Origin of the sequence: Salsuginibacillus kocurii DSM 18087, from assembly GCF_000377705.1 — a bacterium.
Lineage (GTDB): Bacteria > Bacillota > Bacilli > Bacillales > Marinococcaceae > Salsuginibacillus > Salsuginibacillus kocurii.
Genome location: NZ_KB898627.1, coordinates 175,797 through 192,831, shown reverse-complemented (window position 1 = coordinate 192,831; position 17,035 = coordinate 175,797). Strand labels below are relative to the sequence as shown.

13 protein-coding genes and 1 riboswitch are annotated in these 17,035 nt (G+C 43.0%); of the genes, 11 read left to right on the top strand and 2 right to left on the bottom strand.

Annotated features, from left to right (window positions below):
• Nucleotide 1: 1 nt before the first annotated feature.
• The 9 genes from D469_RS0111325 to D469_RS0111285 all read left to right on the top strand — a co-directional run bounded on the left by D469_RS0111325 (nucleotide 2) and on the right by D469_RS0111285 (nucleotide 10,613).
• On the top strand, nucleotides 2–916 hold the full coding sequence (locus tag D469_RS0111325) for a type II secretion system F family protein (protein WP_018923512.1): 915 nt from the start codon (nucleotides 2–4) through the stop codon (nucleotides 914–916).
• A gap of 200 nt (nucleotides 917–1,116) precedes the next feature.
• Nucleotides 1,117–2,784: an alpha/beta hydrolase gene (locus tag D469_RS0111320; protein ID WP_018923511.1), complete on the top strand. Its 1,668-nt coding sequence runs from the start codon at nucleotides 1,117–1,119 to the stop codon at nucleotides 2,782–2,784.
• Between the two features lie 273 nt (nucleotides 2,785–3,057).
• Nucleotides 3,058–3,897, top strand: a complete 840-nt coding sequence (locus D469_RS0111315; RefSeq protein ID WP_018923510.1) for an AraC family transcriptional regulator — start codon at nucleotides 3,058–3,060, stop codon at nucleotides 3,895–3,897.
• A gap of 250 nt (nucleotides 3,898–4,147) precedes the next feature.
• On the top strand, nucleotides 4,148–5,299 hold the full coding sequence (locus tag D469_RS0111310; protein ID WP_018923509.1) for a Gfo/Idh/MocA family protein: 1,152 nt from the start codon (nucleotides 4,148–4,150) through the stop codon (nucleotides 5,297–5,299).
• Nucleotides 5,300–5,313: 14 nt separating this feature from the next.
• Nucleotides 5,314–6,495 carry a dihydrodipicolinate synthase family protein gene (locus D469_RS0111305; RefSeq protein ID WP_018923508.1) on the top strand — a complete coding sequence of 394 codons (1,182 nt, stop codon included), beginning with the start codon at nucleotides 5,314–5,316 and terminating at the stop codon, nucleotides 6,493–6,495.
• Nucleotides 6,492–7,313, top strand: a complete 822-nt coding sequence (locus tag D469_RS0111300) for a sugar phosphate isomerase/epimerase family protein (RefSeq protein WP_018923507.1) — start codon at nucleotides 6,492–6,494, stop codon at nucleotides 7,311–7,313. The genes D469_RS0111305 and D469_RS0111300 overlap by 4 nt, the downstream gene beginning before the upstream one ends.
• Before the next feature lie 355 nt (nucleotides 7,314–7,668).
• Nucleotides 7,669–8,760, top strand: a complete 1,092-nt coding sequence (locus D469_RS0111295) for a TRAP transporter substrate-binding protein (protein ID WP_018923506.1) — start codon at nucleotides 7,669–7,671, stop codon at nucleotides 8,758–8,760.
• Between the two features lie 72 nt (nucleotides 8,761–8,832).
• Nucleotides 8,833–9,348, top strand: a complete 516-nt coding sequence (locus tag D469_RS0111290) for a TRAP transporter small permease (RefSeq protein ID WP_018923505.1) — start codon at nucleotides 8,833–8,835, stop codon at nucleotides 9,346–9,348.
• Complete coding sequence (locus D469_RS0111285) at nucleotides 9,345–10,613, top strand: TRAP transporter large permease (protein ID WP_018923504.1); 1,269 nt, start codon at nucleotides 9,345–9,347, stop codon at nucleotides 10,611–10,613. Before D469_RS0111290 ends, D469_RS0111285 begins: the two co-directional genes overlap by 4 nt.
• Before the next feature lie 341 nt (nucleotides 10,614–10,954).
• Here D469_RS0111285 and D469_RS0111280 read toward each other — a convergent pair whose 3' ends face one another.
• Together D469_RS0111280 and D469_RS0111275 are read right to left on the bottom strand one after the other, a co-directional pair.
• Nucleotides 10,955–12,172 (bottom strand): CynX/NimT family MFS transporter, encoded by a 1,218-nt coding sequence (locus D469_RS0111280; protein ID WP_018923503.1) that lies wholly within the window; start codon nucleotides 12,170–12,172, stop codon nucleotides 10,955–10,957.
• Nucleotides 12,173–12,201: 29 nt separating this feature from the next.
• Entirely contained in the window at nucleotides 12,202–13,413 is a 1,212-nt protein-coding gene (locus D469_RS0111275; RefSeq protein ID WP_018923502.1) for an NAD(P)-dependent malic enzyme, read from the bottom strand.
• Between the two features lie 330 nt (nucleotides 13,414–13,743).
• Between D469_RS0111275 and D469_RS0111270 the strand changes: the two genes are divergently transcribed.
• Together D469_RS0111270 and trhO are read left to right on the top strand one after the other, a co-directional pair.
• Nucleotides 13,744–15,174, top strand: a complete 1,431-nt coding sequence (locus tag D469_RS0111270; protein WP_018923501.1) for an MDR family MFS transporter — start codon at nucleotides 13,744–13,746, stop codon at nucleotides 15,172–15,174.
• Nucleotides 15,175–15,386: 212 nt separating this feature from the next.
• Nucleotides 15,387–16,367, top strand: coding sequence for an oxygen-dependent tRNA uridine(34) hydroxylase TrhO (trhO, locus tag D469_RS0111265; protein ID WP_018923500.1), 981 nt, complete (start codon nucleotides 15,387–15,389; stop codon nucleotides 16,365–16,367).
• A 530-nt stretch (nucleotides 16,368–16,897) separates the two neighbouring features.
• Nucleotides 16,898–16,983: riboswitch (cyclic di-GMP riboswitch) on the top strand.
• The last annotated feature ends 52 nt before the right edge of the window (nucleotides 16,984–17,035 follow it).

Here is a 17,035-nt window from a genome sequence, read left to right as displayed (position 1 = left end):
TATGGTTGTTTTGTCGGTAAGTTTCTTTATTTTTATGACGCTTCTCTTTTACGCCTTATTTGTCTACCGCTTCGAACGTTCCTATATCATTCAAAGAAGGCTGAAAACTTATTTTTTGCAGCCCAGCCCTGTCACAGAAGAGTTACCTGAAGAAAATGTTCCCTTTTTTCAGCGGGTCATCCTGCCGTATTGGACCAATCTCAAAAGGAAATACCAGCGCCAGTTAAACCGGGGCAGAACGTCTGAGCTTGAAATGAAGTTACTGCAGGCCGGCCAGCCATTTGGATGGGGACCGGTGGAGTTCCGTATTTTTCAATCGGTTCTGCTCGTTACTCTCCCTGTAGGAACGGCCGGTTTTCTTCTCCTCCTCGGCGTGGCGGTGACCCAAGTGGTGTTCTTCACTTTGGGCGCTGTGGTGGCCGCTGTTTTTTTCCCGCGCTATTATTTGAAAATGAAATCAAAAAAGAGAAACGAGCAAGCGCTGAAAGAACTGCCGGACACACTGGATTTATTAACGATTAGCTTGGAAGCGGGCCTTGGCTTTGATGCCGCCTTGAATAAAGTGGTCTCCAGCAAACAGGGCGTCCTTTCCGATGAATTCCGTCTGTGCTTAGAAGAACTGCGCTTGGGACGAACGAGAAAAGAGGCGCTTAACGGATTGAAAGAGCGGCTCACTTTCAATGAACTGCACGCTTTTGTATACAACGTCATTCAAGCAGAAAAGCTAGGGATTGGGATGGTAAGCGTCCTCAAAATACAATCCGAAGACGTTCGAGAGAATCGAAGACAACGAGCAGAGGAAGCTGCAATGAAAGCACCGATCAAAATGTTATTCCCGCTCATCCTTTTTATTTTTCCAACCTTATTTATTATTGTGCTGGGCCCCGCCCTGTTGCAATTCATGGAAGCTTTTTAAAGGGAGCTGTAGAAGTGCGGACATGTATGCGTGTACCTGTTACTGGGACACGTTTTTTGTAATGGGGAGCAAAGCTTGTACTTCCAGCTTAAAACGAAAAATTTAGGCGAGTATTTTACAGCGCTAACACACACATTAAAGAGTAAAAGGAATGTAAATGGTCATTATCTTTTGTAGCACGCTATGAAGGAGTAAACAATATGGCAAGCGGTATGAAGAAGAAATACTTCCCCCGAAATATCTTCTTTTCACTTTTGATCATTGCAAATGGCTTAACTGTGCTCTTTGGCGTGATATATGTGTTAACTAATGCTTCGCAAGGGCTCTGGAATGTTTATGGAGCGCTTCTCTTATTAACCTTAGTTGGGAATATAATCGCCACCTTATGGCGAAGTCCATGGAGAAGCCTAGATTATACATATCTACTCTTCATTAGCATAGCTTTGATTGCTGTGCCACTTTTAAATAGAGCAGCAGCTGCAGACGTAGCAAATGTTGCTTCACGCAGCAACATTTCAATCCTCTTGCTGTTCTTCCTGTTTGTTTTTGGCGGAGTGCTTGCAGGATTAAAACGGCGGGGGTTTTCCTTAAGCACAGCTGGAAACTCTTTCAATAAAAAAGTACAAAGCCGGAGTAGGAGAAAGTTTAAATTAGTACTGACCGTTTTTCTCACGCTGGTTTTATTGATCGGAGTGTATTTAGGCCTTCACTTGTTGATCGGAAGAAGCCGCAGCTTTGTGGAGTTGTTCCTCCCTCCTTATGCTTTGTTTTTTAGTATGCTATTTTTAGTTATTACCGTGCTTATTTTAAATATCTATGCCCACTTGAAAACATCTGTATTTAATGTCGTTGTGGCTACGATTGGGCTTATTACAGCACTCATGTTATCTATTCCCTTGCTTAGTACGCCATTTATAGTCCAGTCTGCTGAAGCTAAATACCAAGAGGCATTTCAAGAAGAAGCCGGGCAGATCATACCTTCCGAGCAGCAACAGTACGTTTCCAACACCCCGTTTTTATTTCCGGACTACTTTTTTGGTATAAACTCAGGTGAATATCAGCTGGTAGAGGATGTTTTGTATTATGAAGGGGAGAATGGGGTGGACCAAGGGATTAAACTTCATTTTGATGCATATTTGCCGCCGGCTGGCCAAGAAGATCTGCCTGGAGACCGCTCTGTATTAATTCGCATTCACGGTGGGGGCTGGACCACTGGTGATAAAGGCTCTATGAATAACGCTCAAATGAACAAATATTTCGCCAGCCAGGGGTATGTTGTTTTTGACGTCCAATACGGATTGAGTAATGAAAAAAAGTTGATTGAGTACACGAAAGTGCCTGAAAACATAGTGGGCGGTTTTACAATTGATGATATGGTTCGCCACATCGGTCTTTTTACAGATTATTTAGCGGAACATAACAGCGACTATGGAGCAAATTTAGATTCTGTATTTATTTCTGGAGGATCTGCGGGCGGTCAATTAACAAATGCTGTAGGTTTAGGATTAGCCTCCAAAGATTTTGATGAATTTAACACGAACCTCAACGTAAAAGGGATTATTCCTTTGTATCCAGCAAATGGGTTAGGAGACATCGTAGAAATCGAAGGGAAGAAGGAATTATTGGACCCGGATTTTTTAGTGACAGAAGATAGTCCGCCTGCGTTAATATTTCAAGGTACTCATGATGGCATTGTGCCGAGAAGTGTTGCAGCAGCCTTTGATCAAGCCTATAAGGAAAAAGACAACACGAACTCAGCTTTATTAATGATGCCCTTTGCCGGCCATAGCAGCAACTCTTATTTCCCCGGCTATTACAGCCAAGTGTTTGTGTATTACATGGAACGCTTTATGTACCAATTTAAGTAGCGAGCAGCGTAGGGGCAGAGCAATAAAGAAGGCTGTTCTTTATTGCTTTGTTCTGTTTTGAATAGATTAAATGGTGCTAGTTCTCATGTGAACAACTCCTATGACACCTTACCTGGAAAAACTTTTGCATAAAGAAGACAAGGTAGTATAATATTCAATATAAGAGAGGTCGGACCATCAGCTCCCATTAAAATTCTGAATTTTTAAAATGGTTAAGTGGATTGCTTCTTGGTAAAAGCAGCAAAATGCTAGTTGTGGGAGGGGAAAGCACGTATGAAACAGCAAAAGGCAGAGGTCGGTTTGCAGGGAGTAACGTTGTATGAAGCAAAACATCCTGAACATCATGTTATTGATAACCATCACCATTCAACTCATCAAATTATATACGTTCTTGAAGGCAATGGTTCCTGTACATTAGATGGTATTCCTTATGATATGAAGCAGGACAACATTGTGTTAATTGCCCCTTATTCTAATCATTCTATTACTTCCTTTTCAAAAATGACGAATCTTGTGCTCGAATTTAATGAACAAACGGTAGAACAGACTGTGCAAGAACAGTTGTTAAAAGTAGTTTTTCAACAATCGAAAGTGGCCAGTCTAAGTTTAGTTGACAGTAAAGAATTGCGTCAGCTATTACGAAAGATGCTTTATGAACAGGCATATGGAGATGCGGTTAAAGATTTGGCTTTGAACTTGTTTCTTGCCCAAATCTTATTTGTGCTCTATCGGTGCAGACAAACGGTGCAAGTTACTGATACAAATACACTTCGTGTAAGTTGGCTGCGAAATTATATTGATACTCATTATTATGAAATTGAAACGTCAACGGACCTCGCTAATAAAATTGGCATGAGCACCAGGTACATTCACAGTATTTTTAAAGAGTATTATGAAGTGACGCCTATGCAGTATTTAACTGAAGTTCGTTTGAATCTTGTGAAAAGAATGCTGCTTGAAAGTAATAAAGATGTTGCTTCTATTTGTTTTGAAGTGGGATTTGAATCGGTCTCTACCTTTTATCGCGTGTTCAAAAAGCATGTCGGCATGCCGCCTAGTCATTATCGTTCTCTTTATAAACAGGACCAATTAGAGCATTTCACAGAAACATAATCAAAATCAAAATTTATCCTGAGGCCAGTTTTCAAGAGTCCGGTTTTCTCCTTTATGCATATGGGGGAGCCGGGCTCATTTTTTTAGGGCAGCTGAAAACACCGCGGCGATGAGATAGATAAAAAAGGATTTCAGAAGAATCCGAATTTTTATTCCGATATTGAGATTACCATGCATGATTTAATAAGACGGCTCACTCTTTTTTTTCTATGATATAAGTGAAACAACAGACGAGAAAGGGGATTCATTTATGGCAGAGCACAAGATAGGCATTATCATGAACGGTGTCACTGGGCGAATGGGGAGTAATCAACATCTAGCCAGGTCGATTGCAGCCATCAGAGAACAAGGTGGTGTGGACCTGGGTAATGGCGAGTTCATCATGCCAGATCCGATATTGGTGGGGCGTAACGAAGAAAAATTAAAAAAACTGGCAGAAGATCATCGGATCGAACGGTGGAGCACCGATTTGGAAAGCTGTTTGGCAGATTCTTATAATCAAATCTATTTTGACTCGCAGACAACAGTCCGTCGTGCTGAAAGTATTCAGCAGGCCATTCAAGCAGGAAAGCATATTTATTGCGAAAAGCCGACAGCCACTACGATGGAAGAATCGCTTGAATTGGCAAACCAAGCAAAGGATGCAGGCATCAAAAACGGAGTCGTTCAGGACAAATTGTTCCTTCCTGGCTTGTTAAAATTAAAACGTGTCATTGATTCCGGGTTTTTAGGCGAGATTTTATCGGTGCGGATGGAATTTGGCTACTGGGTATTTGAAGGAGATTGGCAAGAGGGACAGCGCCCATCTTGGAATTACCGTAAAGAAGATGGGGGAGGCATCATTGTCGATATGTTCCCGCATTGGCGCTATGTCTTGGATAATTTGTTTGGCGAAGTACAATCAGTGTCTTGTCTTGGCGTGACGCACATAGAAGAGCGTGTTGATGAAAATGGAAGAGCTTATAAATGTACAGCCGATGATGCGGCATACGCTACTTTTGAACTTGACGGTGGTATTATCGTTCAGGCTAATTCCTCATGGGCAGTGCGAGTAAATCGGGATGATCTATTGACCATTCAAGTAGATGGGAAAGAAGGAAGTGCAGTGGCGGGCTTAAGAGATTGTAAAGTGCAGCACCGGGTGAACACACCAAAACCTGTCTGGAATCCAGATATTGAGAATCCTTTCAATTTTGAAGAACAGTGGGATGAGGTCCCAGCTAACCAATTGTTTGATAACGCTTTCAAGATCCAATGGGAAATGTTCTTAAAGCATATCCATCAAGATGATGAGTTTCCATGGGACCTGCTAGAAGGAGCAAAAGGAACTCAGTTGTCCGACCTTGGATTAAAGTCGTGGGAAGAACGATGCGCAGTCGAAGTGCCAAAACTTCATACTTAAGGAGGGATTCACAGATGGCTCAAATGATAACGCTGCCGCTCGAAGGCGGGAAGCTTGAAACGTATACCCTAAACGATACTGCCCCTATTAAGGCTCAAAAAACTTCAGGATTTCAACGCCGCACGGCTTTTTCAGCAGCGCATGTCGTCGCTGACCCTTTTGTAAATTCAGACCCATTAAGCAATGCCCAGATTGATTGGGATCAAACACTGGCTTACCGCCACCATTTATGGTCACTTGGCCTTGGTGTTGCTGAAGCCATGGACACTGCCCAACGCGGCATGGGGCTCAGCTGGGATCAAGCGCAGGAGTTAATTACCCGTTCGGTTGCAGAAGCGAACTCGGTAGGCGGCCGAATAGCCTGCGGCACTGGCACTGATCAGTTGCTGCCGGGACCAGAAGTTACCGTGGACGATGTGATCGCTGCTTATGAAGAGCAGTGTGAAAAGGTGGAACAAGCAGGAGGACAGATTATTATTATGGCGAGCCGCGCCCTGGCAGCCTGCGCCAAAACACCGGAAGATTACGAATATGTATATGGCCGGATTCTTAAACAAGTAAAGAAACCTGTTATCCTTCATTGGCTGGGAGAAATGTTCGATCCCGCTTTAAAAGGCTATTGGGGACAGGAAGATCTGGACAAAGCGATGAATGTATGTTTGCGCATTATCCGCGAACATTCCCACAAAGTCGACGGCATCAAAATCTCATTATTGGATAAAGACAAAGAAATTCAGATGCGGCGGTTATTGCCTTCTAATGTGAGCATGTACACAGGAGACGATTTCAATTATCCAGAATTAATACGAGGGGACCAGAACGGGTACAGCGACGCTCTTTTAGGCATTTTTGATGCGATTGCTCCTGCTGCTTCTGCTGCTCATCAGGCTTTTGACGAGGGTGATGAAGAAACGTATCACAAGTTGCTGGACCCTACAGTGCCGTTAGCACGCCATATTTTTCAAAAACCTACGTTCTCTTACAAGACGGGAGTGGTGTTTATGGCGTATTTAAATGGCCATCAGACTCACTTTCGAATGATTGGCGGGGCGGAAAGCTCACGTTCCATTATCCATCTGGCTGAATTGTTTAAATTGGCGGACCAGGCCGGTTTATTGACTGATCAACAGCGTGCAGTAAAACGAATGGAAACAGTGCTGGCACAAGCCGGTGTTACGCAGGGGGTGCAGCTATGAAGCACGAACCTTCCCTGGAGCGAATCAGCTTAAATCAAATCACTACTGAAAAGTGGGATTTAAAAGAAGCCATAAATGGCTGTGTGCGCCATGACGTTCCATGGATTTCAGTATGGCGCCACAAACTAAATGAATATGGCTTGCAAGAAAGCAAAAAGATGATTCAAGAGTCCGGGCTGCAAGTTTCTAGCTTGTGCCGGGGCGGGATGTTTCCGGCCTCTTCACTTCCTGAAAGAAAAAAGCGGATAGAAGATAACAAGCGGGCCGTGGACGAAGCGGCTGAACTAGGAACGGATGTTTTAGTATTAGTTTGCGGCCCGGCTCCTGATAAAGATATTGATACAGCACGAAAATGGGTACAAGAAGGGATTGAAGAAGTGCTGCCATATGCAGAACAGCATGGGGTTAAACTCGGAATTGAACCGTTGCACCCGATGTATGCCGCTGACCGTTCGGTTATTGTAACGATGGAAGAGGCCAATGAGTTAACTGAACAATTTGCTTCTCCTTATATTGGCGTTGTTGTTGATGTCTTTCATGTATGGTGGGACCCAAATTTGTATTACCATATTGATCGGGCCCGGGAAAGTATTCTTGGTTTTCATGTCTCAGATTGGCCTGTGCCTCCCCCGGATTTATTTAAAGGCAGAGGCATGATGGGAGATGGGGCAATTGAGCTGCGGCGAATCCGCCAAGCTGTAGAAGCAGCAGGGTATCATGGGCCGATTGAAGTAGAGATTATTAATCAAGCGATCTGGGATACTCCAGGGGATGAAGTGCTGAACACAATGAAAAAGCGTTTTGTTGAGCATTGTTAGTTTAAATAGAAATAAGTCATTCACTTCGTAAAAAGAAGAGCTAGCACCATTATTATAAGAAAATTTTATATTTTAAAAATTTATTTGTTCCGTTTTTGAGAGCTGCATGCAATAAATGATAAGACTATTGTAAGCGTTTTAAATAAAATGAAGATGTACCTAGTTGATGTTCCCTGGAAGATGAATATATTTGGACTAAAAGACCTATTAAAATAACAAACTTATACAGTTTTGTTTCCTGAATATTTTACTAAGCACTAAGCGTAGCCGCTAGGTTAAAACGTTTCATTCATAAGCCGTTCATCGCTTGAAAGCATCGGAAACTTTTAATCCAAATGATATTGGGGGGATTTTAATGCGTAAGTGGTCAACGTTCCTATCAATTGTAAGTTTATCATTCATTATTGTTGGTTGTGGTGAATCAGACGAGACGGCTGGGCCTGAAGAAAGTGAAAATGGGGATGATAATGGGAGCGAAGAAGTAGAAGAAACAACCGCTGATGATAATGATGCAGCAGCTGGGGAAGGAGAGGACGGAGAATATACGATCACCTTTGCTCATGTGGTAAACCCATCTACTGCAAAAGGTGAAGCAGCAGAATATTTTGGGGAGCTCATGGAAGAACGAAGCGATGGCAGGGTAGAGGTGGATATACACCCTGACTCCCAATTAGGGAGTGACAGAGAAATAACCGAACAAATGCAGTCAGGAACCATTCAAATGAATGCTCCATTTACAGGAGTTTTACCTCAATTTGTGCCGCAGTTCCAAGTGTTTGACCTGCCGTATTTATTCGATGACAAAGATAGCGCTTATGATTCCATGCATGGGGAGATGGGTGAAGCCTTAAATGAGTATTTAAGCAATGAAGGATTAAGAGCTTTAGGTTATTGGGACGGTGGCTTTAAACATTTTACCAATTCTGAACGTGCTATTGAAGAACCAGAAGATATGGACGGTTTGAGAATGCGTGCTTCGCAAAGCCCGTTGCTGTCTGCTCAATTTGATGCTTTAAATGCTGGTGGTGTTTCTATTGATTTTGCGGAATTATATACCGCATTGCAACAGGGAACAGTAGATGGCCAGGAAAACCCTCTCTCCAACATTGTTACGCAGAACTTTTATGAAGTACAGGATTATATGACCTACAGTGAGCATGGATATATGGGATATGTCTTATTGATCAGTGAAGAATTTTATCAAGAACTGCCAGATGACTTGCAGCAGATGGTAGAAGAAGTTGCAGAAGAAACTGGTGAATGGCAATGGGAGCAAGCTCAAGCAGCTGAGGAAGAATATGAACAAGTGCTGGAAGAAGAAGATGTTGAAACACATGAATTAACTGAAGACCAAAGAGAACAGTTTATTGAAGCGACAGAAGGAGTATATGATATTTTCTTGGAAGACGTAGAAGATGCTGAAGAAATATTAGATTTAGTGGAGTAAGCAAAACAATTTGCTGAGGGGGCTATGGGGAAGTAGCCCCTTATTTCATACATATAAAAGGGGGGGAGAAAGTTGGGGAAATTGAACAAATACCTTAATCATTTAGAAGAGTATTTTGGCGTTTTATCATTGATCATAGCTACAGTTCTTATCTTTGTCCAAGTCGTTTTAAGATATGTTTTTAATTATTCAATTATATGGTCGGAAGAAATGGCCAGGTACTTGATTATCTGGTTTATATTTATTGGAAGCAGCATAGCAGTGCGTGAACGAGCACATGCCAAAGTTGATGTCCTGGTTGCATATGTCCCTCCTCTCTACAAAAGAATTTTATCTATTTTGGCCTCTGCTATGGCAATTGTATTCTGTATATTAATCATAGTTGCTGGCTGGCAGGCAATTGAAACTGTTACTCAATACTCAAACTTTACGCCAGCTTTAGGAATACCAATGTATATCCCCTACTTGGCTTTGCCAGTCGGTGCTGCTCTTATGATCATCAGGTTTTCACAGTTGATTTGGGAAGACATTCAAGGCTTTCGTGATGAACCAGGTGGTAATCATGAGCAAGGGGGTGAGAAGCTTTGATCGCAGTTATTATATTTATCGTTTTGTTGCTTATTAGTACGCCAATTGCAGCAGCTCTAGGTCTTACTAGTATTTATGCAGTCGTACAATCAGGAGATTCACTAGATAACGTGGCACGGACGATGTTCTCAGGGATTGACTCTTTCTCATTAATGGCTATTCCATTTTTCATTTTTGCAGGGGATTTAATGTTAGCAGGCGGGACCTCAAAGCGATTAATTGATATGGCTAAGAAATTAGTTGGCTGGACAACAGGTGGACTTCCGATCGCTGGTGTGTTATCTTCTATGTTTTTTGCAGCTCTTTCCGGTTCAAGCCCTGCTACGGTTGCAGCTATTGGAGGTATTATGATCCCATCTTTGCGGGAAGCGCATTACTCTCCTAAGTTTTCAGCTGGTTTAATGTGTGCAGCAGGGTCTTTAGGGATTATTATTCCGCCAAGTATTACATTGCTCGTATACGGAGTAATCGCAGAAGTATCAATTAGTGAATTGTTTATGGCAGGAATTATCCCTGGGGTTGTTATTGGGATTTCCCTCATTGTTGTAAGTTATATTATTGCGAAATCTCAAGGCCATCAGCCCGAAGCTAAAGCCAGTTTAAACGAAGTCCTAACATCCTCGAAGGAAGCTGTATGGGGAATTATGATGCCTGTTATTGTGTTGGGCGGTATTTATTTTGGGGTGTTTACTCCGACAGAAGCAGCAGCCGTAGCGATTGTATACAGCTGGTTTGTCGGTTTTTTCATATATAAAGAGCTCTCCATAAAAAAGCTATTTGAAGTAACGAAACGTTCGGTCGTCATCGCTTCGATGGTAATGTTAGTTATCTCCAGTGCTCAAGTGTTCAGTTGGTATTTAACCCGGCAGCAAATTCCAAACCAGCTGGCTGAGCAAATCTTGGCCTTTGCTGAAAGCCCCATCGTCATTATGCTTTTAATTACTCTAGTTCTGTTAATTGTTGGTATGTTTATGGACCCAAGTGCAGCAGTACTTGTGATGGCTCCTCTATTTTTACCAATTGTGATCGATTTAGGAATCAGCCCTATTCATTTCGGTATTATTATGATTGTGAACTTAGCGATCGGCATGCTCACACCTCCATTTGGTTTGAATCTATTTGTAGCTTCAGGGATCAGTAAGTTACCGCTGACGTCTGTAATTAACGGCACGCTTCCGTTTGTGGTTGTGTTGATTGTGATGCTGTTACTTATCACCTTTGTGCCGCAATTATCGCTGTTCATACCAGAAATCTTGTATAATTAAATGAAAAAGAGCAAGTTGAAGCAGAACCCGACTAGGGAGGGGGCTATATCCTAAATGCTTCAATGGAGAGTGAGGCATTAAGACTTTGGGATACCGTCTTCTGTTAAGGACTAGAATTGGACGTTTCTGCAAAAAAAGTGGACGATTTTGCCTTCAATTTGGACGTTTCGACAAGATTCTCGGACACTTCGACAATTTTCTCATACCTTTCCCTCTAAACTTGCACGTGTTCAAAAGCTGCTTCCTTCTGTGGAGCAGCTTTTGAATACGTTTAATCCCTCCTGCCCTTTGAAATAAGCATCAAAAAAGCTGTCCCAGCGACAGCTTTTTTATGTGTCTAACTATCTAGCCTCACTTTGACTAGAGAAGCTTTTTTCAAAAACATACTGGTTCTTGCTAGCTTTCCACCCGAAAGCAAAAATGAAAAAGGTGACAATGAATAAGCAGTACAAAAAAGGTTGCCACGTGGAAAATACATCATAGAGGGTCCCCATGAATACTGGACCAATTGATGCTACTAAGTACCCTAGCGATTGAGCCATTCCAGAAAGCCTGGAAGCATCTTGAGGGGTGGACGCTCGTAAACCTAGCAAAGTAAGGGCAAGGCTAAATGCCATTCCTTGAGCAAATCCCATCAATAGCACACTGATTATAATAACGGGCAGGTTGGGCAAAACAATAAGCCCGCTCAAACTAATGATATAAAAGCTGCAAATTACCACAACAATTGGCTTCTGGTCCTGACTTTTGGCAGCTATCAAAGGAACGGCAAAATTCCCTGGAATAGAGATGATTTGCAGAAGAAATAACATCCAGCCTGCTAAGACGAGACTGAGGCCGAGCGATTGCAAAACATCAGGCAGCCAGGCAATTGTGTTGTAAAAAAGAAAAGACTGAAAGCCCATAAACAATGTTACATACCAGGCGACAGGTTCTTTCCAAATAGCTCCAGTTAATTTTTGAGGGGCCGGACTTGCCTCGGAATTGGATTTTTGCCGAATTTGCGGAAACCAAATGATAAGTGCAACCAAGACAAGAACGCCCCAAATGGCGAGAGCGTTTGACCATCCTAGTCCGGCGTTGTCAGCAAGGGGCACGCTCACCCCTGAGGCAAGACTGGCAAATAACCCCATTCCAGCTGTATACAAACTTGTCATCAGTCCGACTTTATACGGAAAACTTAGCTTAATGATGCTAGGTAGCAACACGTTGCAAATGGCGATCCCGGTGCCAATTAAAATCGTGCCAATTAATAAGGTTGGCACGAAAGCTGTAGCCCGCAGCAGCATACCAGCGAAAAGCGTAAGCAGTGCTCCAAAAATGGCGACATGGGACCCAAAGCGGATCCCAAGTCTTGGAGCGATAAGTGAGAAGACAGCAAAGGAAAGCAAGGGGATCGTCGTTAGCATGCCTGCAACGCTATTCGATATCCCTGTATCTTCACGAATAAGTGGGACGAGCGGACCGACAGCCATAATCGCCGGACGCAGGTTAAAAGCAACAAGCAGGATGCCTAGAATAAGCCATAATTGTGTAGACGTAAAAGAACGAGACTTCATAATGGCTGTTCTCCTTTCTAGCCGACTTGTTAAACCAGTTCGCTCATGGTAGAAGAAGAGGAAGACACTGGCCGTCCGACTCCGCTCTCTACGGCTGCTTGCGAAACGGCAGCTGCTACTACTTCGCCTACTCTAGCGTCAAAAGGAGGGGGGATAATATAGTCAGAAGTACGTTCCTCTTCCCCAATTAAATCAGCAATTGCCTCTGCGGCAGCAATTTTCATTTTTTCATTGATTGTTGTTGCTCTGCTATCAAGCGCTCCGCGGAAAACCCCAGGAAAGGCTAATACATTATTTACTTGGTTCATTTGATCGCTTCTGCCCGTCCCAATCACAGTAGCTCCTGCTCGTTTGGCATCTTCCGGCCAGATTTCAGGATCAGGGTTGGCCATGGCAAAAATGATCGGATTCTGGTTCATCTTTTGGATCATCTCTTCTGTAAAGGCCCCGCCTTGAGAGACACCAATTAATACATCAGCATTTGGTACGGCATCTTGCAGGCTACCTTCAATATTTTGCTTATTTGTTTTCTCGGCCATGATCTTTTTTGTTTTCGTCATGCGACTATGGCGGGTTGTTGAGAGAATGCCGGTTGAATCACACATTATAATGTCGGCAACACCCACAGAAAGAAGGAGATTGGCTACAGCGACGCCGGCTGATCCTGCGCCGTTAATGACGACATTCAATGTTTCAATCGGCTTATCAACCAATTTGGCGGCATTTAATACACCTGCCAACGTAACAATAGCAGTACCGTGCTGATCATCGTGAAAAACAGGTATATTCATACTTTGTTTAAGGGCTTCTTCAATCTCGAAACAATCAGGCGCGCCGATGTCCTCTAAATTAATTCCTCCAAAACTAGGCTCTACCGCTTGGATCGTTTGAATGATGTCTTCTGGGGAATCAAGGTTTAAACAAAGCGGCACAGCATCTATGTTGGCAAACCGCTTAAATAAAATAGATTTGCCTTCCATCACTGGCAGAGAGGCTTCCGGACCAATATCTCCCAATCCTAATACTGCACTTCCATTACTGACTACAGCCACCATATTTCCTTTATTTGTGTAGGTGTAGACATCTTCGGGCTGTTGATGTATGTGCTTGCAAGGTTCAGCCACTCCAGGGGAATAAGCAAGGCTTAAATCTTTTTGCGTTTCCACCGGAACTTTAGCATTCATTTCTAATTTGCCTTCATAGTTGCGATGTAGGTCTAAGGCTTCTTTTTTGATTGACATTATTTCACTCCTTCGAGATATAACTACACTTCGGCAGTCTTCCGATAAAAGAGAGGAAGTTATGAGTAAGCATAGTTATTGTTTTCTGAATTATTGATATTTTAATACAGTTGTGAGGAGATTTCTTATCAAAAGGGGAATAGATATCTCACAAAAAGAATTCAATTCTAACTCTTGAATATATGTAATACATAAAGTGAGCGGTCGTTCGTTTTTAGCTGGGTCCTTAATTTCGGGAACTCTTACCGTTTGTAAGTTTTCGGAAGGAGGCGTATAATTTTTAGGTACACAAATAAAAAAAGAGAGTTATAGATAGAGAGAGGTTAAACTATGGGAGAAGGAGAGAATTACAGCAAAGTATTGATCGCGGCGTTACTAATAGCAGGTTCGTTTATTGCTGTGTTGAATCAGACGTTGATGATTACGGCAATTCCCCCGTTGATGGATGAAATGAATATTACCGCGAATACAGCTCAATGGCTTACTACCGTTTTCATGCTAGTTAATGGTATTATGATCCCCGTTTCAGCGTTTTTAATTGAAAAGTTTACAACACGCCAGCTGTTCATGACGGCAATGGGCATATTTACGTTAGGCACGTTAATCGGGGGAGTGGCTTCCAATTTCCCGCAATTAATCACAGGGCGGATTATCCAATCAGCTGGGGCAGGTGTGATGCTGCCACTCATGCAGACGGTCTTTTTGTTAATTTTTCCTGTTGAACGCAGAGGAGCAGCGATGGGGTATATTGGACTTGTCATTTCATTCGCCCCAGCGATTGGCCCTACGATCTCCGGCTATGTAACTTCAAATTATGATTGGCGCTTCTTGTTTTGGGGCATTTTGCCACTGGCCCTTATTATGATGGTCATTGCTTATTTTGTTATGAGAAATGTTACGAACCAAAAAGATCGAAAAGTTGATCCTATTTCCATTACGTTATCTTCGCTTGGATTTGGCGGCCTTCTTTATGGATTTACAAGCGCAGGAAACATAGGCTGGACCAGTCCAATTACCCTCCTTGTCCTCGGTTTAAGTACAATTATCATTATTATTTTCATTATGCGCCAGCTCCACATGACACAGCCTATGCTCGACTTTCGTGTCTTCAGACAGCGAATCTTTACCTTGTCTACGATTATTTGTAGTGTCGGGTTCATGGGATTGATCGGCTTAGAAACGCTCATCCCTTTATATTTACAGGATATGCGTGGATTTACGGCGATGGAAGCAGGGCTTGTCTTACTCCCAGGAGCTTTGATTGCAGGTTTAATGGCGCCAATTACCGGACGAATTTTTGATAAAATCGGTGCGCGGGCGTTGGCTATTCCTGGGTTGATCTTGATGGCTATTTCCACGTTTGCCTTTTTGTTTATTGATACAGAAACATCCCTGGTTTATTTAGCAGTAATGTTTGCGATCCGCATGTTTGGCTTTTCCATGGTGATGATGCCAGTGAATACAGCCGGACTGAACCAAATACCGCCAAAGCTGATTCCACACGGGGCAGCTGTCACAAACACGATTCGCCAGCTGTCCGCTTCGATTGGAACAGCTGTGCTCGTGACGACAATGACGACAACAACTCAGGCAGCCAGCGGACATGCGGAGATTGGCAATCCGGATATCTTAGGGGCTATTGTTTCATTTGGACTTATTGGGATGTTGACTGTCATTGCCCTTTTACTGTCATTTCAGCTTAAAAGAACGTACCCGCCTACTGATGAAGAGTGGGATGCCATGGAACAAAAGAGCAGTTAAGAGTGAGGAAAGGGAATGGAAAAGGTTAAAATTAAATACACAAACGGCTTCCTAAAACAATCAGTATAGGAAGCTTTTATCATAATTCAAACAACCTAGAGGAAAGAACTTCAACCCAGCTTCAGTTTATGTTATGGTATGTATCGATACCTGTGCTTTTTTCTATACTAACAGAAAACAAGCACTCGAAAGAAGTTGAGAGGTGAACGAAGATGTCTGATAACAACAACTATCAGGTGCTTTTATATTATAAATATACCGCGATTGACGACCCGGAAGAATTTGCAGCTGAGCATTTAGAATTCTGTAAGGAAGTTGGCTTACGCGGCCGCATTCTTGTAGCAGAAGAAGGCATAAATGGCACGGTTTCCGGTACGGTTGAACAGACGGAACAATATATGGAGCACATGCAAGAAGATCCGCGTTTTTCTGACATGGTGTTTAAAATTGATGACGCTGAAGAGCATGCGTTTAAGAAAATGCATGTGCGCCCCCGGGAAGAGCTGGTTACGCTGCGGTTAGATGAAGAGGATGTTGACCCGCGCGAGCATACAAGCAAAGCGCTGCCTCCGAAAGAATTTTACGAAGCTATGCTTGAGGAAGATACGGTTATTCTTGATGCCCGCAATACGTACGAGTATGATGTAGGGCACTTCCGCGGGGCCATCCGCCCGGACATTGAAGCTTTCCGAGAATTGCCGCAATGGATCAAAGAAAACAAAGAAATGCTCGAAGGGAAAAAGGTGCTTACTTATTGTACCGGCGGCATTCGTTGTGAAAAGTTTTCGGGCTGGCTTGAAAATGAAGGAATCGAGGATGTTGCCCAGCTTAAAGGCGGCATTGTCACCTACGGGAAAGACCCGGAAGTCCAAGGCAAGCTCTGGGACGGGCAGTGCTACGTGTTTGACGAGCGTATTACGGTTCCGGTGAATCAGACGGAGCATGTAGTTGTCGGAAAGGACCATTTCGATGGTGAACCTTGTGAACGCTATGTTAATTGTGCCAATCCGGACTGCAATGACCAAATTCTATGCTCGGAAGAAAATGAGCACAAATATATGCGCGGCTGCTGTCATGAATGCCGCGTGCACCCACGCAACCGTTATGTTGAAGAACATGGGCTCAGCGAAGAAGAAGTTGAAGCGCGGATCAACCAAATTGAAATGGAAGATACGATACGGACAAAGGTATAGGAAAGTTGAGGCTTGACTAAGCGTTAACCTCCTTCTTCTCCCACCTTAATCAAACAAGCCCCAGCCGTCATCCAAAGCGGCTGGGGATTGTTATTTCAAATTGGTCACTAACACTGGTTTACTAGAGTTGCCACCCGTCCCCCAGGTTCTTGAACCATCATGTGAATATCCGAAATTATGCTACATCTTATCAGTAATGTACGATCAGGCCCTGGAATCATTCCCCGGGAAATGAACGTACGAACTAGTCTATAACAACAATTGGTGTAATTCGGCATCGAAGCATTTGCAGCGGCAGAGCACAGAGGGAAAATTTGATTCCGGCTATTATATTATTCAGGCAAGTTGCTGCCGCAACACTCATGAGGAAAACAAGCCTTACTCACTAATTCCAATCCCCTCAAAATACAAACTTTTCGCTTTTCTTCTACAAGAAGCGAGCAGAAGACACAAGAAATGATTGACAACTTGTGGGTATATTTATACTATAGACTTAAATACTATAAAATATTTTAATAATATCATTTTACCGATAAGATGGGCAAATCATTCGAAAGGGTGAGACGCAAAGCTGAGGGCCTAATGTGCGTAGCACGAAGGCAGCCTGGCCGCCGGGAATAAGATCGAGACACCTGTTCTGGACTCAAAAGATCAATTATACAACAGGG